Genomic DNA, 20,303 nt, shown 5'->3' on the forward strand with positions numbered 1-20,303 from the left:
GTCCCTGCCCGCTGATTACACGCTGCGGGCCAGCAACATCCGCTCGATCAACGCGAGGTACAGCGACGGCAGCGCCTGCAGATCGGCCACGCGCACATGCTCATCCACCTTGTGGATGCTGGCATTGACCGGGCCGATCTCGATGCACTGCGTCCCCAGCGGCGCGATGAAGCGCGCATCGGAGGTGCCGCCACCGGTGCTTTCCTCCGGCATCGCGCCGGCAAACCCGGCCAGCACCTCGCGCGCCGCGGCCCGCAACGGGCCTTCAGGCGTGTAGAAGGGCTCGCCGCTGCGATGCCAGTGCACCGAATAGTCCAGCGCATGGGCCTGCAGGATGGCCTCGCACTCGTGCTCCAGCTGCGAGGCCGTCCAGGTCGGGTTGTAGCGCAGGTTGAACAGCACCTGCAGCTCACCGGGGATGACATTGTTCGCGCCGGTGCCGGCGTGGATGTTGCTCACCTGCAGGCTGGTCGGGGGGAAGGTCTCGTAACCCTCGTCCCAGCGCCGTGCGGTCAGCGCCGCCAGCGCGGGCAAGGCAAGGTGGATCGGATTGCGCGCCTTCTCCGGGTACGCCACATGGCCCTGCACGCCACGCACCGTGAGCGTGGCCGACAGGCTGCCGCGGCGACCCACGCGCAACAGGTCGCCAAGCACGGCCTTCGACGACGGCTCACCGGTCACGCACCAGTCCATGCGCTCGCCGCGCGCGTGGAACGCTTCGGCCACCTTGCGCACACCATCGATTGCATCGCCCTCCTCGTCGGAGGTCAACAGGATGGCGATGCGCCCGGGATGTGCAGGGTGCGCATGGGCAAACTGTTCGGCGGCCACCACGAACGCTGCGACGCTGCCCTTCATGTCCGCCGCGCCGCGGCCGTACAGCACGCCATCACGCACCTCGGGCACGAACGGATCGCTGGCCCACGCCTCGCGCGGACCGGGCGGGACCACGTCGGTGTGGCCCAGCAACACGAGGGTGGGGCCGTCATCGCCATGCACCGCCCACAGGTTGTCGACCTCGCCGAAGCGCAGATGCTCGCAGCGGAAACCGGCCTGTTCCAGGCGTTGCGCCAGCAGCGGCTGGCAACCGGCATCGTCCGGCGTCACCGACGCGCGCGCGATCAGTTCGCAGGCCAGCGCCAGCGCCTGCCCGCCCATGTCCTTTGCCCGCCGATCGTCCGCCGCCACGCCGCTCCCGTGCACCCTGTCCGCCTCACCCATCACCATGCTCCCGCATGCCGCACCTCAAGCGCCGACGCCAAACCGCTTCTTGAAGCCGTTGTCGCTGAAGCCCTGGGTGACCACGCCATCGTCGGTCACCACCACCGGACGACGGATCAGTTGCGGATATTCCTTCAGCAGCAGCTTCCACTCGGCATCCGATCCGGGCGACTTTCGCGCCTCCGGCAACGTGCGCCACGTGGTGGACGACTTGTTGAGCATCGCCTCCCAGCCGCCCAGTTGTTCCTTCCATGCCACCAGCGTGTCCGGCGCCTGCCGCTCGTCACGGTAATCGACGAAGGCATGCGCGACACCGAAGCGGTCCAGCCATCGGGTGGCCTTCCGGCACGTATCGCAGTTCTTCAATCCGTACAGCGTGGTCATGCCGGTCAGTCCGCCAGGCCGCGCAGCAGGTCGTTGATGCTGGTCTTGCCGATGGTCTTCGCATCGACCTGCTTGACGATCACCGCGCAATACAGCGAATGCGAGCCGTCCTTGGCCGGCAACTGGCCGGACACGACCACGCTGTACGGCGGGACATGGCCGTAGCTGATCTCGCCGGTCATGCGGTTGTAGATGCGGGTGCTCTGGCCCAGGAACACGCCCATGCCGATGACGCTGTGGTGGCCAACGACGAAGCCCTCGACCACTTCCGAGCGCGCGCCGATGAAGCAGTGGTCCTCGATGATCGTCGGGGTGGCCTGCAGCGGCTCCAGCACGCCACCGATCCCGGCGCCTCCGGACAGGTGGCAGTGCTTGCCCACCTGCGCGCAGGAACCCACCGTCGCCCAGGTATCGACCATCGTGCCTTCGCCCACGTGCGCGCCGATGTTGACGAAGCTCGGCATCAGCACCACGTCCTTGCCGATGAAGGCGCCACGGCGGGCGATCGCGCCCGGCACCACGCGCGCGCCCAGCTTGCGGAACTCGGTTTCGCCGTAGCCGCCGAACCGGGCCGGGACCTTGTCCCAGAACGGCGCTGGCGCGCCCTCGACCACCTGCATGTCGTTGACGCGGAAGTACAGCAGCACCGCCTTCTTCAACCACTCGTTGACCTTCCAGCCGCCGTCGCCGTCGGGCTCCGCGACGCGGAACCGGCCGTCTTCCAGCCCCGAGATCACGCTTTCCACCGTCTCGCGCAGTGAACCCTCGATTTCGTCCAGGGTGAGCATCGTGCGCCGTTCCCAGGCGCTGTCGACCATGAACTTCAGCTCATCCACTCCGGGGCCCTTCGGCGCGGCCTTCTTGCGTGCGGTCTTGCGGGCGGTCTTCTTGGCGGGACTCATCGGCTTTCTCCATCTAGGCAGGCCAGCAGCGCTTCACGGAGCGCCTGCTGTGCGGGGTCGTCGAGCGGCAGGTCGCGCTCGTCGGTGATCTGGAACACGTCTTCGGCGCGTTCGCCGAAGGTGGCAATACGGGCATCGTGCACGCGCAGGCCCTGGTCACGCAGCGCGCACGCCACGTCGGCCAACAGGCCCGGGCGGTCGTTGCACACCAGGCTGAGCATGGTGCGCGGCTGGCCACTCGCGTCGAGGGTGTAGAAGCCCACCTGCGGCACGATGCGGAAGTGGCGCAGGTGGCGCGGCTGCGCGCGACGCGCGGGGCGAATGGCCTCCAGCGAGCCGGCAAGCGCCATGGCGAGCCGGCGTTCGATGTCCTCGGCCGAAGGCGTGGTGCGCGGATCGGCGGGCACCACCTCGAAGCTGTCGAAGATGGTGCCATGCGGGCCATCCAGCACGCGCGCCTGCTGGATGGCCAGACCACAGCGGTCGAGCGTGGCGACAATCGCGGCGAACAGCCCATCCCGGTCGGGCGAGTGCACGAACACTTCCAACGCGCCGGCATGCGCCGACACGGGACGGGCACGCACGCGCGTCTCGCCGGTCGCCACGCCCCGCAGCGATGCCGCCTGCCAGGCCAACTGGTCGGGGCGCCCGCGCTGGAAGCCGACATCGGGCATGCGTGCGAACAGCGCATCCACTTCCTCGTCGCGCACGCCGAAGGCGCCGAGCATGGCCTTGGCACCGGCGCGCGTCTCGGCACTCCGCTCGGCGGCGGCCACCGGATTCTCCAGCCCGCGACGCAACGCCAGTCGCGTGGCCGTGTACAGATCGGCGAGCAGGCGGTCTTTCCACGCATTCCACAGCTTGGGCGACGTGCCCGCGATGTCGGCGCAGGTCAGCAGGTACAGGTGGTCCAGCCGCTCGCGATCGGCCACCACCGTGGCAAAGCGGTGGATCACGTCCGGGTCGGCGATGTCCTGTTTCTGGGCGGTCAAGGACATCAACAGGTGCTGGCGGACCAGCCACTCCACCAGCGCGGTGGCGCCTTCGGACAGGCCCATCGTTTCGCAGAACGCGCGCGCATCCACCGCGCCGAGTTCGGAATGGTCGCCCCCGCGCCCCTTGGCGATGTCATGGAACAGCCCGGCGAGCAGCAACAATTCCGGCTTGTGCAGGCGTGGCCAGACCTCGTGGGCCAGTACGAAGCGTTCGTCTGCCTGCCCGGACGCGAACGAGGCGAGGTTCTTCAGTACGGCCAGCGTGTGCTGGTCCACCGTGTACACGTGGAACAGGTCGAACTGCATGCGACCGGATACGTTGGAAAACGCGGGGATCCAGCGGCCCAACAGGCCCAGCCGCGCCATGCGCGACAACGTGCCCACCGGATTCGGCCCGCGCAACAACTGCATGAAGCGATGCCGCAGCGCGGGCGCTGCCTCTTCGTACGACGGCAGCATCGGCAGCGTCTCGGCCAACGCGCGGGCCGTGCGCGAATGCAGGCCGCGCACGTCGGTGCGCTGGGCCCACACCGCGAACAGCGCCAGCATCGCATCGGGCGTGCGCGGCCAGACCGGATCACGCGCGGCCAGGTACCCCCGGCGCAGTTCGAACAGGTCATCGATCGGTTCCGGCTCGGCCTCGCCTTCGAGTTGCTCCTCGAAACGCTGCAGCAACCGGTCGCCGATCCGCAGCACCAGCGCGGCGCTGCGATAGAAGCCCTGCATCATCTGCTCGACGCCGAGATTGCCGGCGCTGTCCTCGTGCCCCAACCGCGCCGCCAGCAGCTTCTGGTAATCAAAACGCAGGCGCTCCTCGCGTTTTCCGGCCACCAGATGCAGCCCCCAACGCAGCCGCGACAGCGCCTGTCGTTCGCGTCGGATGGTGGCAACCTCATCCGCTCCCATCAGGCCGATGGCGACCAGCGAATCCATGTCGCCCGTCCCGAGGATGCGCAGCGCCATCCAGCGCAGGGTATGCACGTCACGCAGGCCACCCGGCCCTTCCTTCAGGTTGGGCTCCAGATTGTCGGCGGTGTCACCGTACCGTGCGTGGCGCAGCCGCAGTTCCTCGCGCTTGGCGGCAAAGAAGTCGCGTGCCGGCCACACCAGCGAAGGGCTGACCGCGTCCTGCAGGGCAACGGTGGCCGCGTCTTCCGCCACCAGGGGCCTGGATTCCAGCAGCGCGGTCATGACGGTGAGGTCGGCGGCCGCCTCGGTGCATTGCATCGCCGAACGCACGGCATGCCCCGCCTGCAACCCTGCATCCCACAACAGGGCGATGAAGCGCGCCAACGCGTCGGCGTGGGCGACCTGGGCCGACGGCTCGGCCAGCACCAGCAGGTCGATGTCCGACTGCGGGAACAGCTCGCCACGGCCGTAACCCCCCACGGCGAACAGCGCCAGGCCTTCGTCGGTGTCCACGCAGCGCCGCCATGCGGCCACGACCTGCGTGTCCACGCCAGCGGTCCGCGCCTTCAGCAGGCGATCGATGTCGCAATCGGCCTTGAACGATGTCGCCAACGTGGCGTCGAGTCGCGCCACCGCCGCGCGTGCGGCCGCGGCCCATGTCGCGTCATCCAGCGGGGACGTACCCGGATCGGAGAGGCCGGCCACCGGCTCCGGTGCAGGGGCGTCGCCGGCGCCCTCGCCGCTCATAGGTCGTTGTCGTCGCCCGGCAGGCGGGTCAGGATCTCCACGCCGTCGTCGGTGACTGCCACGGTGTGCTCCCACTGTGCCGAGAGCTTGCGGTCCTTGGTCACCACGGTCCAGCCATCCGGCAGCAGGCGCGTATGGCGCGTACCTTCGTTGATCATCGGCTCGATGGTGAAGGTCATGCCCGGCTTGAGCACCACGCCCTCACCGGCATGGCCGTAATGCAGCACCTGCGGGTCCTCGTGGTAGACCTTGCCGATCCCGTGGCCGCAGTACTCGCGCACGACGCTGAAGCGCTCGGCCTCGGCGTATGCCTGGATGGCCGCGCCGATATCGCCCAGCGTGGCCCCCGGCTTGACCATGCGGATGCCGCGGAACATCGCCTCGCGGGTCACCTCGACCAGGCGCTTGGCCATGACCGACGGGGTGCCGACGTAGTACATGCGGCTGGTGTCGCCGTGCCAGCCGTCCTTGATGACGGTGACATCGATGTTGACGATGTCACCCTCCTTCAGCACCTTGCCGGGGCCGGGGATGCCGTGGCAGATGACGTTGTTGACCGAGGTGCAGACGGTCTTGGGGAATCCCTTGTAGCCGACGTTGGCCGGGATGGCCTGCTGCACGTTCACGATGTGGTCGTGGCAGATGCGGTCCAGTTCCTCGGTGGTCACGCCCGGCTTCACGTGCGGGGCGACGATCTGCAGCACTTCGGCGGCCAGGCGGCCGGCGACGCGCATCTTCTCGATGTCTTCGGGGGTCTTGAGGGTGATTGCCATTCGCACATTATCCCTGATCCGCACTGGGGTTGCCTGATGGTTGCTGGGGGAAGTGCGCCTGGGCTGGCTGCCGAACGGGAGCGGGCGATGGGCTCGGGTTGTTCCAGCCCTCCAACGCGGCATCCTGCCGCGAGTCGGGCCGCGGGTCATCCATGGCCCGCTTTTCCACAACCCAAGCCCATCGCCCACTCCCTCCTCCACCCGCCTTCTCCTGCCCGCTGTCCCTCCCCGGCGCTCCCAGGTACCCACAGCTCACTGCCGACCTGCCCTCCACTGGGCCGTTGCCCGGTTGTCCGGGTGTCTGGCCGCCCCATTGCCCCGAGCTCCACAGCCCTGACAACCTCCCTGGGCCCAAGCCACCTGGGTAAGTTGCCCCGGGTTGCCACTCAAGCTAAACTTTCGCGGCTATGTGCCCGGATTGTCCGGCCACATGCCGCCCACGCCGGGCGTCAGTGACGGGGTTCAACCTCAGTCCCAGGCGAATACACACCTGCCGCCACAGCCCGTCCCGGGGTGCCCTCAAGTCCTTATGGATCAATTCCTTAAGGGCCGTGGGGTTCGGAGACGGAAGCGACAGGGAGGCCCAACCCCGGAACCCTTGCCCCCGCCCCGTGCGCGGGCAGCCGCACACCTTTCCGCGGCCGGTTCCACTGCCTGGAGTTACAAGCAATGCCCCAGATCACCATGCGCCAGATGCTGGAAGCCGGCGTCCACTTCGGCCACCAGACCCGCTACTGGAACCCGAAGATGGGCCCGTACATCTTCGGCGCCCGCGGCAAGATCCACATCATCAACCTCGAGAAGACCGTTCCGCTGTTCAACGACGCGATGAACTTCATCTCGGGCGTCGCCCAGAAGCGCGGCATGATCCTGTTCCTCGGCACCAAGCGCTCGGCGCGTGATGCCATCAAGGAAGAGGCCGAGCGCTGCGGCATGCCGTTCATGAACCAGCGCTGGCTGGGCGGCACCCTGACCAACTTCCGCACCGTGAAGCAGTCGGTCGCCCGTCTGAAGGAACTGGAAGCCGCCGAGACCGACGGCACCTTCCAGAAGCTGGTCAAGCACGAAGTGCTGGGCCTGCGCCGCGAGCGCGACAAGCTGGAAGCCTCGCTGGGCGGCATCAAGGAAATGAACCGCCTGCCCGACGCCATCTTCGTGATCGACATCGGCCACGAAGACATCGCGATCAAGGAAGCCAAGAAGCTCGGCATCCCGGTCATCGCGGTGGTCGACACCAACTACAACCCGGAGCTGGTTGACTACGCGATCCCGGGCAACGACGACGCCATCCGCGCCGTGCAGCTGTACGCCCGCGCCGCCGCCGACGCGGTGCTGGAAGGCAAGGCCGCTGCTCCGCAGGCCGGCGTGCGCGAGGAAGAGTTCGCCGCTGCCGCCGAGGGCGAGGAGGCCGCCGAGGCCCCGAAGGCCCGTCGTGCTCCGGCCAAGAAGGCCAAGGCCGACTCGGCCGAGTAAGCGTGCCGTAACGCCGCCGCGCCAGACTGGCCGGCGGCGTTCACCGCGGTGGCTTCACGCCATCGCCCACTTTTGCCGGTCCGGACGCAGCGGGGAGCCTGTGCCCCGCCCCATCCGGCCCATCGCAGCCTGCCCGCTGCGCCCGGTCCGGCCACACATCGAGGTAAATTCCCATGGCAGAAATCACCGCCTCCCTGGTCAAGGAACTCCGCGAGCGCACCGGCGCCGGCATGATGGAGTGCAAGAAGGCCCTGACCGAGAACAACGGCGACATCGACGCCGCGGCCGAGTGGCTGCGCAAGTCGGGCCTGGCCAAGGCCGACAAGAAGGCTGACCGCGTGGCCGCCGAAGGCCGCATCGCGCTGGCCCAGGACGGCGGCAAGGCCGTGCTGGTCGAGATCAACTCCGAGACCGACTTCGTGGCGAAGGACGAGAACTTCATCGCCTTCACCAACGCCGTCGCCCAGGCCGCCCTGGCTGCCGGCGCCGCCGACGCCGAAGCGGTGAAGGCCGCCAAGGTCGCGTCCGGCGAGACCGTGGAAGAGTCCCGCGCCGCCGCCATCGCCAAGCTCGGCGAGAACATCCAGGTCCGTCGCCTGGCCGTGGTCAACACCGACAACAACGTCGCGGCCTACGTGCACGGCGGCAAGATCGGCGTGCTGGTCGAGCTCAAGGGCGGCGACGCCGAGCTGGCCCGTGGCATCGCGATGCACGTCGCGGCGATGAACCCGCCGTACGTCAAGGCTGCCGACGTCCCGGCCGCCTTCGTCGAGAAGGAAAAGGAAATCGAGCTGGCCAAGATGAGCGACAAGGACAAGGCCAAGCCGGCCGACATCCTGGAGAAGATCATCAGCGGCAAGATCAACAAGATCGTCAACGAGGTCACCCTGTACGGCCAGCCGTATGTGCTGAACGGCGACCAGACCGTCGAGCAGGCCGTCAAGGCCGCCGGTGCCGAAGTCATCGGCTTCCAGCGCCTGGTCGTGGGCGAAGGCATCGAGAAGGTGGTGGAAGACTACGCCGCCGAGGTCGCCAAGGCTATGCAGGTCTGACCTGCCCAGTCGCGACATCGCTGCACCTGGAGAGGTCGCGCACTGCGCGACCTTTCTTTTTTTGCCGGACAGGAATTGCCGCGCATGGCGCGCGGGCCGCGTCGCCCGCTCACCGCCACCATGATGGGTGCAGGACCGGGTGCGTCAGTTACAATTCCGCTGCCCATTGACCACCGAGGCCCCCATGTCCCAACTCGCCTACCGCCGCGTCCTCCTGAAACTCTCCGGCGAGGCGCTGATGGGCGACGAGGACTACGGCATCGATCCCAAGGTGATCGGCCGCCTGGCCCAGGAGGTCATGGAGGCGCGCGAGGCCGGGGCGGAAATTGCCCTGGTCATCGGCGGCGGCAACATCTTCCGCGGTGCGGGCCTGGCCGCCGGCGGCATGGATCGGGTCACCGGCGACCAGATGGGCATGCTGGCCACCGTCATCAATGCGCTGGCCATGCAGGACGCGCTGGAAAAGCTGGGCGGCAAGGCGCGGGTCATGAGCGCCATCAAGATCAACGACGTGTGCGAGGACTACATCCGCCGCCGTGCCATCCGCCACCTGGAGAAGGGACGGCTGGTGATCTTCGCCGCGGGCGTCGGGGCCCCGTTCTTCACCACCGATTCCGGCGCCGCCCTGCGCGCGGTCGAGATCGGCGCGGACCTGCTGCTCAAGGCCACCAAGGTCGACGGGGTGTACGACAAGGACCCGAAAAAGCATGCGGATGCGGTCCGTTACGACCAGCTGACCTACGACGAGGTCATTGCCCGCGACCTGCAGGTGATGGATACCGCGGCCTTCGCCCTGTGCCGCGACAGTGACCTGCCGCTGCGCATCTTCGACATGAGCCAGCCGGGCGTGCTGCTGCGGATCCTGCGCGGCGAGAAGATCGGCACGCTGGTGCAGGGCCGCAACGGCGCGGCGGCCTGACGCTGCACCCCGGGCAGGCCATGTCGCTCCACCACCACGGCCACGACGGGCACGGACACGGGCACGACGGCACCCGCGCGTTCGCCGCGGTCACGCTGATCAACCTGCTATACACCGTCCTCGAGGCTGGCTACGGCTTCGCGACCAATTCGCTGGCCCTGCTGTCGGATGCGCTGCATAACTTCGGCGACGTGCTGGGGCTGGCCCTGGCCTGGGGCGCGGCGGTCATCGCCCGACGCCCGCCCACGGGCCGCCACACGTATGGCTGGCGCCGCGCCACGCTGCTCTCGCCACTGGCCAATGCCACGCTGCTGGTGGCGTTTTCCGGCGCGCTGGCCTGGGAGGCCATCCGCCGTTTCACCGCCCCGCCGGACGTGCCCGGCATGCCGGTCATGGTCGTGGCCTCCATCGGCATCGCGGTCAACCTCGGTGCCGCCTGGTTCGTGCGCGATGGCCACGCCCACGACCTGAACCGGCGCGGCGCCTTCCTGCACCTGATGGCCGATGCGGCCGTGTCGCTGGCGGCTGTGGTGGCAGGACTGGGCATCTGGTGGCGGGGCTGGGCGTGGCTGGACCCCGCCACCGCGCTGCTGGTGGGCCTGGTGGTGGCCGTGAGCGCTTTCCTGCTGCTGCGCGAGAGTTTTGACGCGGCAATGGATGCCGTACCCAAGAACATCAACCAGGAGGCGGTGGCCGCGTTCCTCAGGGACCAGCCCGGCGTTATTGCGGTGCACCACGTGCACATCTGGTCGCTGGGCGCGGGCGAAGTAGCCATGACCGCGCACCTGGTGCGCCCCTACGACGAGCACCACGACCACTTCATCGACGCACTCAACCAGGCGTTGGACGAGCGTTTCGGCATCAACCACCCGACGTTGCAGGTGGAACACGGGAAGTCGTGCAGGCACGACCTGCACGAGCGGGCGCCGCACGGACAACTCGAGGGCGCGCACGGCCACGACGACGACGGCCTCGGCCACCCCGACGGGCACGACCACGACCACGACCACGGGCCGGGCCACAGGCACTGAAACCTGCCCTGCGTCCATGCGTCGACCGCCATGTGACGCCCCTGCGACCGCCCCCCGCGGACGCTCCCCGCGCCGCTTTCATGGCCCGCACCCCTCCGCTCCCCCTATAATCCCGCGATTACCGCTACAGGATCGGAGCCGGCGATGCTCAACGACATCAAGAAAGACGCCCAGACCCGCATGGCCAAGAGCGTGGAAGCATTTCGCCACGACCTGACCAAGCTGCGCACCGGCCGCGCATCCCCCGCCATCGTCGACCACCTGAAGGTCAACTACTACGGCTCGGACATGCCGCTGACCCAGGTGGCCTCGATCGCCATCAGCGACGCCCGCTCGCTGGTCATCACCCCGTGGGAAAAGCAGATGGTGGCCGCCGTGGAGAAGGCGATCATCAACTCCGACCTGGGCCTGACCCCGACCACCGCCGGCACGGTCATCCGCATCAACCTGCCCCCGCTGACCGAGGAGCGCCGCAAGGACCTGACCAAGGTCGTGCACGCCAACGGCGAGGACGCCAAGATCGCCATCCGCAACATCCGCCGCGACGCCAACCACCAGGTCAAGGAGCTGCTCAAGGAGAAGCTGGTGACCGAGGACGACGTGCGCCGTGCGGAGGACGAGATCCAGAAGATCACCGACAGTGCCATCAAGGACGTGGACGAAGTGATCAAGGCCAAGGAACAGGAACTCATGGCGGTCTGACGGGTCTGAACCGTCTCGCATGAGCTCCGAAGCCACCCCGCCCGCACCGGCCACCGTCCGGGTCCCGCGCCACCTTGCCATCATCATGGACGGCAATGGCCGCTGGGCCGAACGCCGACGTCGCCCGCGCATGATCGGCCACCGCGCCGGCGCGCGGGCGGTCAACGCGTGCATCGACTTCTGCCTGGACCGTGGCGTCCAGGCGCTGACCCTGTTCGCTTTTTCCAGCGAGAACTGGGGGCGGCCGGAGGACGAGGTCGGCGCGCTGATGAAGCTGTTCCTCAATGCGCTCGAGAGCGAGGTGCAGGAACTGCACCGCCGCGGCGTCCGGGTTCGCTTCATCGGCGAGCGCGAGCGCTTCAACGAGGCGATCCGCGCGCGCATGCATGTGGCGGAGACGCTGACCGAGGCCAACACGGCGCTTCACCTGGGCATCGCCGCCAGCTACGGCGGCCGCTGGGACATCGCCCAGGCGGCGCGTTCGCTGGCCCGTGACGTGGCCGAAGGGCGCCTGCGCCCGGAGGACATCGACGAGGACGCCGTCGGCGCGCGCATCGCACTGGCCGACCTGCCCATGCCGGACCTCTTCATCCGCACCGGTGGCGACCTGCGCATCAGCAATTTCCTGCTGTGGCAGCTGGCCTATACCGAGTTGTGGTTCACCGATACGCTGTGGCCTGACATGAACGCCATCGTCCTGCAGCAGGCGCTGGACGACTATGCGAACCGCGAACGCCGATTCGGGCTGACCGGCGCGCAGGTTGCCGGATGGCAAAACGAGATTTCCTGATGACCCGAACCCGTCTGCTTGCCGCACTTGTGATGGCACCGGCTGCGATCGCCGCGATCCTGTTGCTGCCCACGCCGTGGGTCGCCGCACTGTCGGCGGTGATCTTCCTGGCCGGCCTGTGGGAATGGTTCGACCTGGCCGAAATCGAGGACACGCTGGCGCGCACCGTGTTGCTTGCGGTGCACGTGGCCATGATTGCCGCCATCGTGTGGGCGTCGCGCACCAATGCCGGCACCACCCTCGCGCTGTACCAGCTGGCCTCGGTGATTGGCGTGATCTGGTGGCTGCTGGCGCTGGCGTGGCTGGGCCGCTACGAATTTGCCAGCAACCACGACGGCTACGCGCGCGCGTTCAAGCTGGCGGCGGCCGCACTGTCCATGATCCCGGCCTGGTGTGCACTGGTGTGGATCCATGCTACCGAACCCAACGGCCACCGCTGGCTGCTGACCGCGCTGGCCATCGTCTGGGCGGCGGATTCGGGCGCGTATTTCGTCGGCCGCAAGCTGGGCAAGCACAAGCTGGCGCCGCGGATCAGCCCCAACAAGACCATCGAAGGCCTGATCGGCGGCGTGGTCTGCGGCGTGCTTGCAGGCATCGGCTTCGCTCTGTTCGCGGGCGCGAGCGCCGCGCAGTTGCCGGCCGTGGCATTGGTTGCGCTGGTGGCTGTGCTGCTCTCGGTGGTCGGCGACCTGTTCGAAAGCCTGCTCAAGCGCCACGTTGGCGCCAAGGATTCCAGCAACCTCATCCCCGGTCACGGCGGCATCCTCGACCGCGTCGACGGCGTCATCGCCGCACTACCGGTGTTCGCGCTGGGCAAGGCGCTGCTGGGCTTCTGAGCATGCGCAACGTTGCCGTCCTCGGAGCCACGGGATCGATCGGTGCATCGGCGCTGGACGTGATCGCGCGCCATCCTGACCGGCTGCGGGCCACCGTGCTGGCCGCGGGACGCAACGTGGAGGCGCTGGTCGCACTGTGCACGGTGCACCACCCGTTGCACGCCGTCATTGCCGACCCGACCGGGCTTCCCGCGCTGGAAGCCGGCCTGCGTGCCGCCGGGCTGGCGACCCAGGCCCATGCCGGGGACGGCATCCTGGACGCACTCGTCGCCTCCGACGCATGCGATACCGTGGTCGCCGCCATCGTCGGTGCCGCCGGGCTGCCATCCACCCTGGCGGCCGCGCGTGCCGGCAAGCGCATCCTGCTCGCCAACAAGGAATCGCTGGTGCTGGCCGGTGAACTGCTGATGCAGGCCGCCCACGACAACGGCGCCACCATCGTGCCCGTGGACAGCGAGCACAATGCCATCTTCCAGTGCCTGCCCGACGCGCACGCGCATGCCGGCCTGAGCCGCATCGTGTTGACGGCGTCCGGCGGACCGTTCCGAGGACGCGCCCGCGCCGAACTGGCCACGGTGACGCCCGAGCAGGCCGTGGCCCACCCGAAGTGGTCGATGGGCCCGAAGATCTCCGTCGATTCGGCCACGCTGATGAACAAGGGGCTGGAGGTCATCGAGGCCCACCACCTGTTCGGCGTGGACGGCGACCGCATCGGCGTCTGGGTGCACCCGCAGAGCCTGGTGCACTCTTTGGTGGAATTCGTCGACGGGTCGACCCTGGCCCAACTCGGCCTGCCGGACATGCGCACCGCGCTGGCGGTGGGATTCGGCTGGCCCGAACGCATCAGTTCCGGCGTGTCCGGGCTGGACCTGCTGGCCCAGGGCGGGCGCCTGGATTTCGAGGCCCCGGACCTGGAGGCATTTCCCTGTCTGCGCCTGGCTTTCGAGGCATTGGCGGCCGGTGGCACCGCCCCGGCGGTGCTCAACGCCGCCAACGAAATCGCGGTTTCAGCGTTTCTTCAGCGCCGGATCGGTTTCCTTGCCATACCCGCACTGGTGGAGCAGACCCTGGACGCGCTTCCCGCCACCCCGGCCACGTCGCTGGAGGTGCTGCACGAGGCCGACCGGGAGGCACGCCACCTTGCCGGGCAGTCGATCCAACGCATGGCCGTCCCTGCATGACCACCCTCCGCGCCATCGCCGTGCCCGCCACGCTTCGAAAGGAGGCGTTCGATGTCTGAGTTCATCGGCTCGGTCTGGTGGCTGATCGTCAGCCTCGGGGTGCTGGTCACGTTCCACGAGTTCGGCCATTACTGGGTGGCCCGCCGCGCCGGGGTCAAGGTGCTGCGCTTCTCGGTCGGGTTCGGCAAACCGCTGTGGGAGCGGCGCGGTGCGGATGGCACGGTTTACGCCGTGGCCGCCATCCCCTTGGGTGGCTACGTGAAGATGATGGACGAGCGCGAGGGCGACGTGGCCCCCGCCGATGTCGCACGGGCGTTCAACCGGCAGTCGGTCTGGAAGCGCATCGCCATCGTCGCGGCGGGTCCAGTGGCCAACCTGCTGCTGTGCGTCGCGTTGTTCTGGCTGATGTTCGTGCTGGGACGGCCAGACTACGCGCCCGTGGTGGGGCAGGCGGAGGGCATCGCCGCACAGGCCGGACTGCAGCGTGGCGACGTGCTGCTTGCCGTCGGCGACCGCGAAACGCCCACCTGGAGCGAGGCCCAGCTTGCGTTGATCCCGGCGGCGCTGGACCACGCGGACGTTGCCGTCCGCATCCGTACCCCGGGAGGCGCGGAGCGCACGCGCACCCTCGGGCTGTCCAGGCTTCCAGCCGCGTTCGACGAGCGCCGTGCGGTCGATGCCATCGGCCTGTTGCCGCGGCACCTGATGGTCCCGCCGGTGGTCGGCACCGTGGCCGAGGGCATGCCCGCCTGGGGCGTGCTGGCCGAAGGCGACCACATCATGGCGGTCGACGGGAACCCGGTTGCCGACTGGACCGACATCGGCCCGCTGGTGCAGCAGTTGGGAGAACGCGGCGGCCCGGCGATGGTGGAGGTGCGCCGTGGCGACGAGCGTCTGGCGCTGGAAATGACGCCTGCCCGCGTCACGCCGGCGACAGGCGATGCCTACTGGGCACTGGGCGTGGCGGCAGCGCGGCCGGCCGAGCCGGCCAAGGACGCCACGCTCCAGTACGGCCCGCTGGCAGCGGTCCCCGCCGCGGCGAGCGAGGCCTTGCACCAGGCCAGGGAGATGTTCGCGATGATTGGCCGCGCGCTCACCGGCCGGGTCTCGGTGGAAAACACCGTGGCCGGTCCGATCACGATCGCCAGGGCCGCCAACGCGTATGCCAACCACGGCGCGGCCTGGTACCTGTCGATGCTCGCGATGCTGTCGCTGAGCCTGGGCATCCTCAACCTGCTGCCGATCCCCGTCTTGGACGGCGGTCACTTGCTGTATTACCTTATCGAGCTGGTCAAGGGCAGCCCGGTGAGCGATCGCACCATGGCGGTCGGCCAGTACATCGGACTGGCGCTGATCGCCGGCCTGATGGGGCTGGCGTTCTACAACGACATCCTGAACAACCTGGTCCGCTGATGCAGACCAGCCTGCCCTGCCCTGCTCCTGAACGGCAACGCCCCCAACCGGACGTGATGATGACGCGAACCCCCAATCGCCGCCTGCTTGCCCTCGCCCTTGCCGCTGCCATGGCGCCCGCCATGCCAGTGCTGGCCCAGTCCGGGACACCGTTCTCGCTGGGTGGCGTGCAGCCGGATATTCCGACCGCCGGCAGCTTCACCGTGAGCGACATCCGCGTGGACGGCCTGCAGCGCATCGCGGCCGGCACCGTCTTCACCTACCTGCCGATCGAGCGTGGCGACACGGTCGATGCCGCGCGCATCGGCGACGCCATCCGGGCGCTTTACAAGACGGGCTTTTTCGAGGACGTGACCATCGGGCGCCAGGGCGACATCCTGGTGGTGGCCGTCAGCGAGCGGCCGGCCATCAACAAGCTGACGCTGACCGGCAACAAGGACATCAAGACCGAGGACCTGACCAAGGGCCTCAATGACATCGGGCTGACCGAGGGCGGCACCTTCGACCGCCTGGCGCTGGACCGCGTCACCCAGGAATTGACGCGCCAGTACAACAACCGCGGCAAGTACAACGTCGAGATCACCCCGACGGTGTCCAGGCTGGACCGCAACCGCGTCGACCTGACGATCAACGTCAAGGAAGGCAAGGCCGCGAAGATCCGCCACATCAACCTGGTCGGCAACGAGAAGTTCTCCGAAGAAGTCATCCGGGACACGTGGGAGTCGCAGGAGCACAATTGGCTCAGCTGGTACCGGCGCGATGACCAGTACTCGCGCGAGAAGCTCTCGGGCGACCTGGAAAAGCTGAACAACTATTACCTCGACCGTGGCTACGTGGACGTGTCCATCGACTCGACGCAGGTGTCGATCAGCCCGGACCGCCGCGACATGTTCATCAGCGCCGGCGTCACCGAAGGCAACCAGTACAAGGTATCCAGCGTCGAGGTTACCGGCGACACGGTGCTGCCCAAGGACCAGGTCGAGAAGATGGTCCTGGTGCAGAAGGACCAGATCTTCTCCCGCCGCCTGCTGGAAATCAGTTCGGACGCCATCATCGCCTCGCTGGGCAACATCGGCTACGCCTTCGCGCAGGTCAATCCGATCCCGGACGTGAACCGCGATGACAAAACCGTCGGCATCAACATGCAGGTGGTTCCGGGACCGCGCGTCAACGTGCGCCGCGTGGTGTTCAAGGGCAACTCGCGCACCAGCGACGAGGTGTTGCGCCGCGAGTTGCGCCAGTTCGAGGGCAGCTGGTATTCGCAGGCCGCCATCGACCGCTCGAAGATCCGCCTGCAGGGCCTGGGCTACTTCGAGACGGTGGACGTCGAATCGCAACCGGTGCCGGGAAGCAACGACCAGGTGGACGTGGTCTACAACGTCAAGGAAACCCAGTCGGGCAGCTTCATGTTCGGCTTGGGCTTCTCGCAGCTGACCGGCCTGACCACGTCGATCCAACTGGCGCAGAACAACTTCCTGGGCAGCGGCAACCGCATGTCGGTCAATGCCCAGCGCAACGACTACCTGCAGCGCTACGACTTCTCGTACGTCAACCCGTACTTCACCGACAATGGCGTGTCGCTGGGCTACAACCTGTGGTGGAAGGAGTACGACAGCTCCGATTTCAACACTGCGCAGTTCTCGACCACCAGTGGCGCGGCGCAGACGGTGCTGGGCATTCCGATCTCCGAGACCGATACGATCACGGCGCTGTTCGGCGTCGACAGCAACGAGGTACTGACGTTCCAGGGCGCCACGCCGCCAAGCATCATCAACTACATCGATGCGTTGGGCCAGCGTACGTTCCATGCATGGCGTGGCGAGATCGGCTGGGGCCGCAACTCGCTCAACCATGGCCTGACGCCCACCGCCGGCATGTCGCAGCGCGTATGGCTTGAAGCGACCCTGCCAGGCTCGACGGTCGAGTACTTCAAGATCAACTACAACGTCTCCAAGTTCTGGCCGCTTTCACGCCACCTGGTGCTGAACACCCGGGCCGAACTGGGCTACGGCGACAGCTACGGCGACTCGTTCGTCCGTGACGTCTGCTTCACCCCACAGGGTGCGCCGGTCGACCACGACAATGATCCCACCACCCCGATGGTGCCCGCGCCGCCACCGCCGCCGCCCAGCGACCCTTGCATCCCGGGCACGTCCCCGGACTACGTGCGGACCCTGACCGCCGACGGCCTGCCGTTCTTCGAGAACTTCTACGCGGGCGGCACGCGCTCGGTGCGCGGTTTCCGCGACAACACCCTGGGCCCGCGCGAGGCGGCCTTCGCCGGCAGCGCCTATACGCAGCCGATCGGCGGTTCGCTCAAGACCGTGGGCTCGGTGGAAATGTTCTTCCCCACCCTGCTTGATACCCCGGCGGCCCGCGTCTCGGCCTTCGTCGATTTCGGCAACGTGTTCCGCGACCTCGATGCCTTCGATGCGGGCGAACTGCGGGCATCCTCCGGCGTGGCGCTGATGTGGCGCTCGCCAATGGGGCCGATCTCGATCAGCTATGCAATGCCGATCCGCAAGGAAGACGACGACGAACTGGAACGCCTGCAGTTCACCTTCGGCGGCAATTTCTAACGCCGTGATCGCGGCAGGCACCATCGGGAGCACAGTGTTCCGCGCCGCCGACCTGGCGGCGCGGTTCAATCTGGAGGTGCGTGGCGACGTCGAGGCGAGCGTCAGTGGCGTCGGCACCCTCGCGGGCGCGGGTCCCCGGCAGCTCGCATTCCTCGCCAACCCCAAGTACCGCAGCCAGCTCGTGGCCACACGCGCCGGTGTGGTGGTGATGCGCGAAGGCGACGCCGAGGGGTTCGCCGGCACCGCGCTGGTGGCCCGCGATCCGTATGCGGCTTTTGCGCGCATCGCCGCGTTGTTCGAGCCGTTGCCGGTGCGCGAACCGGGCATGCACCCGTCGGCCGTGGTGGATGCCACCGCCCATGTGGCACCGAATGCCCATGTCGGCCCATTCGTGAGCATAGGTGCGCGCAGCCGCGTCGAGTCTGGGGCGATGGTCGGCCCCGGTTGCGTGATCGGCGACGATTGCGTGGTCGGCGCCGGCAGCGAACTGATCGCGCGGGTCACGCTGGTCACGCGGGTGGTGATCGGCCAGCGGGTGCGCATCCATCCGGGCGCGGTTTTGGGCGCCGCGGGCTTCGGCTTGGCGATGGACGCCGGACGCTGGCTCAACGTGCCGCAACTGGGTGGCGTCCGCGTCGGCGACGATTGCGAGATCGGCGCCAACACCACCATCGACCGGGGCGCCATCGAGGACACCGTGCTTGAGGAGGACGTGCGGCTGGACAACCAGATCCAGATCGGCCACAACGTCCATGTCGGCGCGCACACGGCGATGGCCGGCTGCGCCGCGGTGGCCGGCAGCGCGAGGATCGGCCGCTACTGCCTGATCGGCGGTGCGGCGGGCGTGGTGGGCCACCTGGAAATCTGCGACAGGGTGGTGGTCACCGCCATGAGCCTGGTCACCAGCTCGATCCGCGAACCCGGGGAGTATTCCTCGGGCACGCCCTTGATGGACAATCGCAGCTGGCGCAAGAATGCCGCCCGCTTCAAGCAACTCGACCGGATTGCCCGGCGCGTCGGCAATGCGGGACAGGACCACGACTGAGGTCGGAACGGACAAGGAACATCCATGCACGGACGCATGGATGCACGCAATGGACCGCCCAGAGGATTGATGATGAGCCAGACTGAAGCCCCCGCGTTGAAGCTGCCGATCGACGTGCCGATGATCCAGCAACTGCTGCCGCACCGTTACCCGTTCCTGCTGGTCGACCGGGTGGTCGAGCTGGAACCCAACAAGCGCGTGCTGGCGTACAAGAACGTGAGCGCCAACGAGCCGTTCTTCCAGGGGCACTTCCCCGGGCACCCGGTGATGCCGGGCGTGCTGGTGGTGGAGGCCATGGCCCAGGCCGGCGGCCTGCTCACCCAGCTTTCGGCCATCGCCACCGAAGGCCGTCCCAGCACGGACAAGCTGTTCTACCTGGTGAAAGTGGACGGTGCGAAGTTCTCGCGCATGGTGGTGCCAGGCGACCGGCTGGAGCTGGAGGTGACGCTGACGCGGACCATCCGCAACATGGCGGTGTACTCGGGCGTGGCGCGCGTGGATGGCGAACAGGCCGCTTGCGCCGAAATCCTGTGCGCCGAGGCAAAGGCCTGAACATGGACGGCACGCCGGCCATCCATCCTTCCGCCGTGGTCGAGCCCGGCGCACGCCTGGGCGCAGGCGTTCGGGTCGGCGCGTTCTGTTACATCGGTGTCGAGGTGGTGGTCGGCGACGGCACCACCTTTGGTCCGCATTGCAGCGTACACGGCCCCACCACCATCGGGCGCGACAACCGGTTCATCGGCCACTGCGCGATTGGCGGCGAGCCGCAGGACAAGAAGTTCGGAGGCGAACGCGTCGAACTCGTCATTGGCGACCGCAACATGTTCCGTGAGTTCTGCACCGTCAACCGCGGCACCGGCAGCGGTGGCGGCATCACCCGCATCGGCAACGGCAACTGGCTGCTGGCGTACACCCACGTAGCCCACGATTGCATCGTGGGCGACCACTGCGTGTTCTCCAACAACGCCACGCTGGCCGGACACGTGGCCGTGGGCGACCACGTGATCCTCAGCGGCTTCGCCGGCATCCACCAGTTCTGCCGGATCGGCGCGCACGCGTTCATCGGCATGGGCGCGTTCGTCAACGGCGACGTGCCGCCGTTCACCATGGTGGCGCAGGACGGCTACGGTCGACCGCGCGGCATCAACAGCGAAGGCCTCAAGCGCCGCGGGTTCGACGCCGAGCGCATCGCCGTGATCAAGCGCGCCTACCGCGCGCTGTACGTGTCCGGTGCGCCGCTGGCCGATGCGCGCCTCGCGTTGGCCGAATTGGCCGACACCACCGGTAGCCAGGACGTGCAGGACCTGATCGAGTTCATCGACAGCGCCGAACGTCCGTTGCTGCGCTGAGC

Annotated in this window: 18 protein-coding genes; 13 read left to right on the plus strand and 5 right to left on the minus strand. The window is 68.0% G+C overall.

Features of this window, described 5'->3' with window-relative positions; genetic code table 11:
- Positions 1–15 precede the first annotated feature (15 nt).
- The 5 genes from dapE to map form a co-directional block, all read right to left on the minus strand.
- The gene (gene dapE / locus IP93_RS08250; RefSeq protein WP_144814678.1) at positions 16–1,158 is read right to left on the minus strand and encodes a succinyl-diaminopimelate desuccinylase; all 1,143 of its coding nucleotides are present in this window, start codon (positions 1,156–1,158) and stop codon (positions 16–18) included.
- An 87-nt stretch (positions 1,159–1,245) separates the two neighbouring features.
- On the minus strand, positions 1,246–1,605 hold the full coding sequence (locus IP93_RS08255) for a Spx/MgsR family RNA polymerase-binding regulatory protein (RefSeq protein ID WP_144814363.1): 360 nt from the start codon (positions 1,603–1,605) through the stop codon (positions 1,246–1,248).
- Positions 1,606–1,610: 5 nt separating this feature from the next.
- Positions 1,611–2,507, minus strand: a complete 897-nt coding sequence (gene dapD, locus IP93_RS08260) for a 2,3,4,5-tetrahydropyridine-2,6-dicarboxylate N-succinyltransferase (RefSeq protein ID WP_144814365.1) — start codon at positions 2,505–2,507, stop codon at positions 1,611–1,613.
- Complete coding sequence (gene glnD / locus IP93_RS08265) at positions 2,504–5,158, minus strand: [protein-PII] uridylyltransferase (RefSeq protein ID WP_144814368.1); 2,655 nt, start codon at positions 5,156–5,158, stop codon at positions 2,504–2,506. Before glnD ends, dapD begins: the two co-directional genes overlap by 4 nt.
- Complete coding sequence (gene map / locus IP93_RS08270) at positions 5,155–5,931, minus strand: type I methionyl aminopeptidase (protein WP_144814371.1); 777 nt, start codon at positions 5,929–5,931, stop codon at positions 5,155–5,157. The genes glnD and map overlap by 4 nt, the downstream gene beginning before the upstream one ends.
- Positions 5,932–6,600: 669 nt before the next feature.
- Between map and rpsB the strand changes: the two genes are divergently transcribed.
- From rpsB to lpxA, 13 genes are all read left to right on the plus strand, one after another.
- Positions 6,601–7,404: a 30S ribosomal protein S2 gene (gene rpsB / locus IP93_RS08275; RefSeq protein ID WP_144814373.1), complete on the plus strand. Its 804-nt coding sequence runs from the start codon at positions 6,601–6,603 to the stop codon at positions 7,402–7,404.
- A 173-nt stretch (positions 7,405–7,577) separates the two neighbouring features.
- Positions 7,578–8,456, plus strand: coding sequence for a translation elongation factor Ts (gene tsf / locus IP93_RS08280; protein ID WP_144814375.1), 879 nt, complete (start codon positions 7,578–7,580; stop codon positions 8,454–8,456).
- A 184-nt stretch (positions 8,457–8,640) separates the two neighbouring features.
- Positions 8,641–9,375, plus strand: coding sequence for a UMP kinase (pyrH, locus tag IP93_RS08285; RefSeq protein ID WP_144814378.1), 735 nt, complete (start codon positions 8,641–8,643; stop codon positions 9,373–9,375).
- A 20-nt stretch (positions 9,376–9,395) separates the two neighbouring features.
- Complete coding sequence (locus IP93_RS08290) at positions 9,396–10,406, plus strand: cation diffusion facilitator family transporter (protein WP_144814379.1); 1,011 nt, start codon at positions 9,396–9,398, stop codon at positions 10,404–10,406.
- A 144-nt stretch (positions 10,407–10,550) separates the two neighbouring features.
- Positions 10,551–11,108: a ribosome recycling factor gene (frr, locus tag IP93_RS08295; RefSeq protein ID WP_144814382.1), complete on the plus strand. Its 558-nt coding sequence runs from the start codon at positions 10,551–10,553 to the stop codon at positions 11,106–11,108.
- Between the two features lie 19 nt (positions 11,109–11,127).
- Positions 11,128–11,898: a polyprenyl diphosphate synthase gene (gene uppS, locus IP93_RS08300; protein WP_144814383.1), complete on the plus strand. Its 771-nt coding sequence runs from the start codon at positions 11,128–11,130 to the stop codon at positions 11,896–11,898.
- Complete coding sequence (locus IP93_RS08305) at positions 11,898–12,734, plus strand: phosphatidate cytidylyltransferase (protein WP_144814386.1); 837 nt, start codon at positions 11,898–11,900, stop codon at positions 12,732–12,734. The genes uppS and IP93_RS08305 overlap by 1 nt, the downstream gene beginning before the upstream one ends.
- A 2-nt stretch (positions 12,735–12,736) precedes the next feature.
- Positions 12,737–13,915 carry a 1-deoxy-D-xylulose-5-phosphate reductoisomerase gene (locus IP93_RS08310; RefSeq protein ID WP_144814388.1) on the plus strand — a complete coding sequence of 393 codons (1,179 nt, stop codon included), beginning with the start codon at positions 12,737–12,739 and terminating at the stop codon, positions 13,913–13,915.
- 51 nt (positions 13,916–13,966) lie between these two features.
- Complete coding sequence (gene rseP, locus IP93_RS08315; RefSeq protein ID WP_144814390.1) at positions 13,967–15,328, plus strand: RIP metalloprotease RseP; 1,362 nt, start codon at positions 13,967–13,969, stop codon at positions 15,326–15,328.
- Between the two features lie 59 nt (positions 15,329–15,387).
- Positions 15,388–17,907 carry an outer membrane protein assembly factor BamA gene (bamA, locus tag IP93_RS08320; protein WP_144814393.1) on the plus strand — a complete coding sequence of 840 codons (2,520 nt, stop codon included), beginning with the start codon at positions 15,388–15,390 and terminating at the stop codon, positions 17,905–17,907.
- A 22-nt stretch (positions 17,908–17,929) separates the two neighbouring features.
- Positions 17,930–18,952 carry a UDP-3-O-(3-hydroxymyristoyl)glucosamine N-acyltransferase gene (lpxD, locus tag IP93_RS08325; RefSeq protein ID WP_242006820.1) on the plus strand — a complete coding sequence of 341 codons (1,023 nt, stop codon included), beginning with the start codon at positions 17,930–17,932 and terminating at the stop codon, positions 18,950–18,952.
- A 72-nt stretch (positions 18,953–19,024) separates the two neighbouring features.
- Positions 19,025–19,504, plus strand: a complete 480-nt coding sequence (fabZ, locus tag IP93_RS08330) for a 3-hydroxyacyl-ACP dehydratase FabZ (protein WP_144814398.1) — start codon at positions 19,025–19,027, stop codon at positions 19,502–19,504.
- A 2-nt stretch (positions 19,505–19,506) separates the two neighbouring features.
- Complete coding sequence (gene lpxA / locus IP93_RS08335) at positions 19,507–20,301, plus strand: acyl-ACP--UDP-N-acetylglucosamine O-acyltransferase (protein ID WP_144814400.1); 795 nt, start codon at positions 19,507–19,509, stop codon at positions 20,299–20,301.
- The last annotated feature ends 2 nt before the right edge of the window (positions 20,302–20,303 follow it).

This window comes from Aerolutibacter ruishenii, from assembly GCF_007830115.1.
Lineage (GTDB): Bacteria > Pseudomonadota > Gammaproteobacteria > Xanthomonadales > Xanthomonadaceae > Aerolutibacter > Aerolutibacter ruishenii.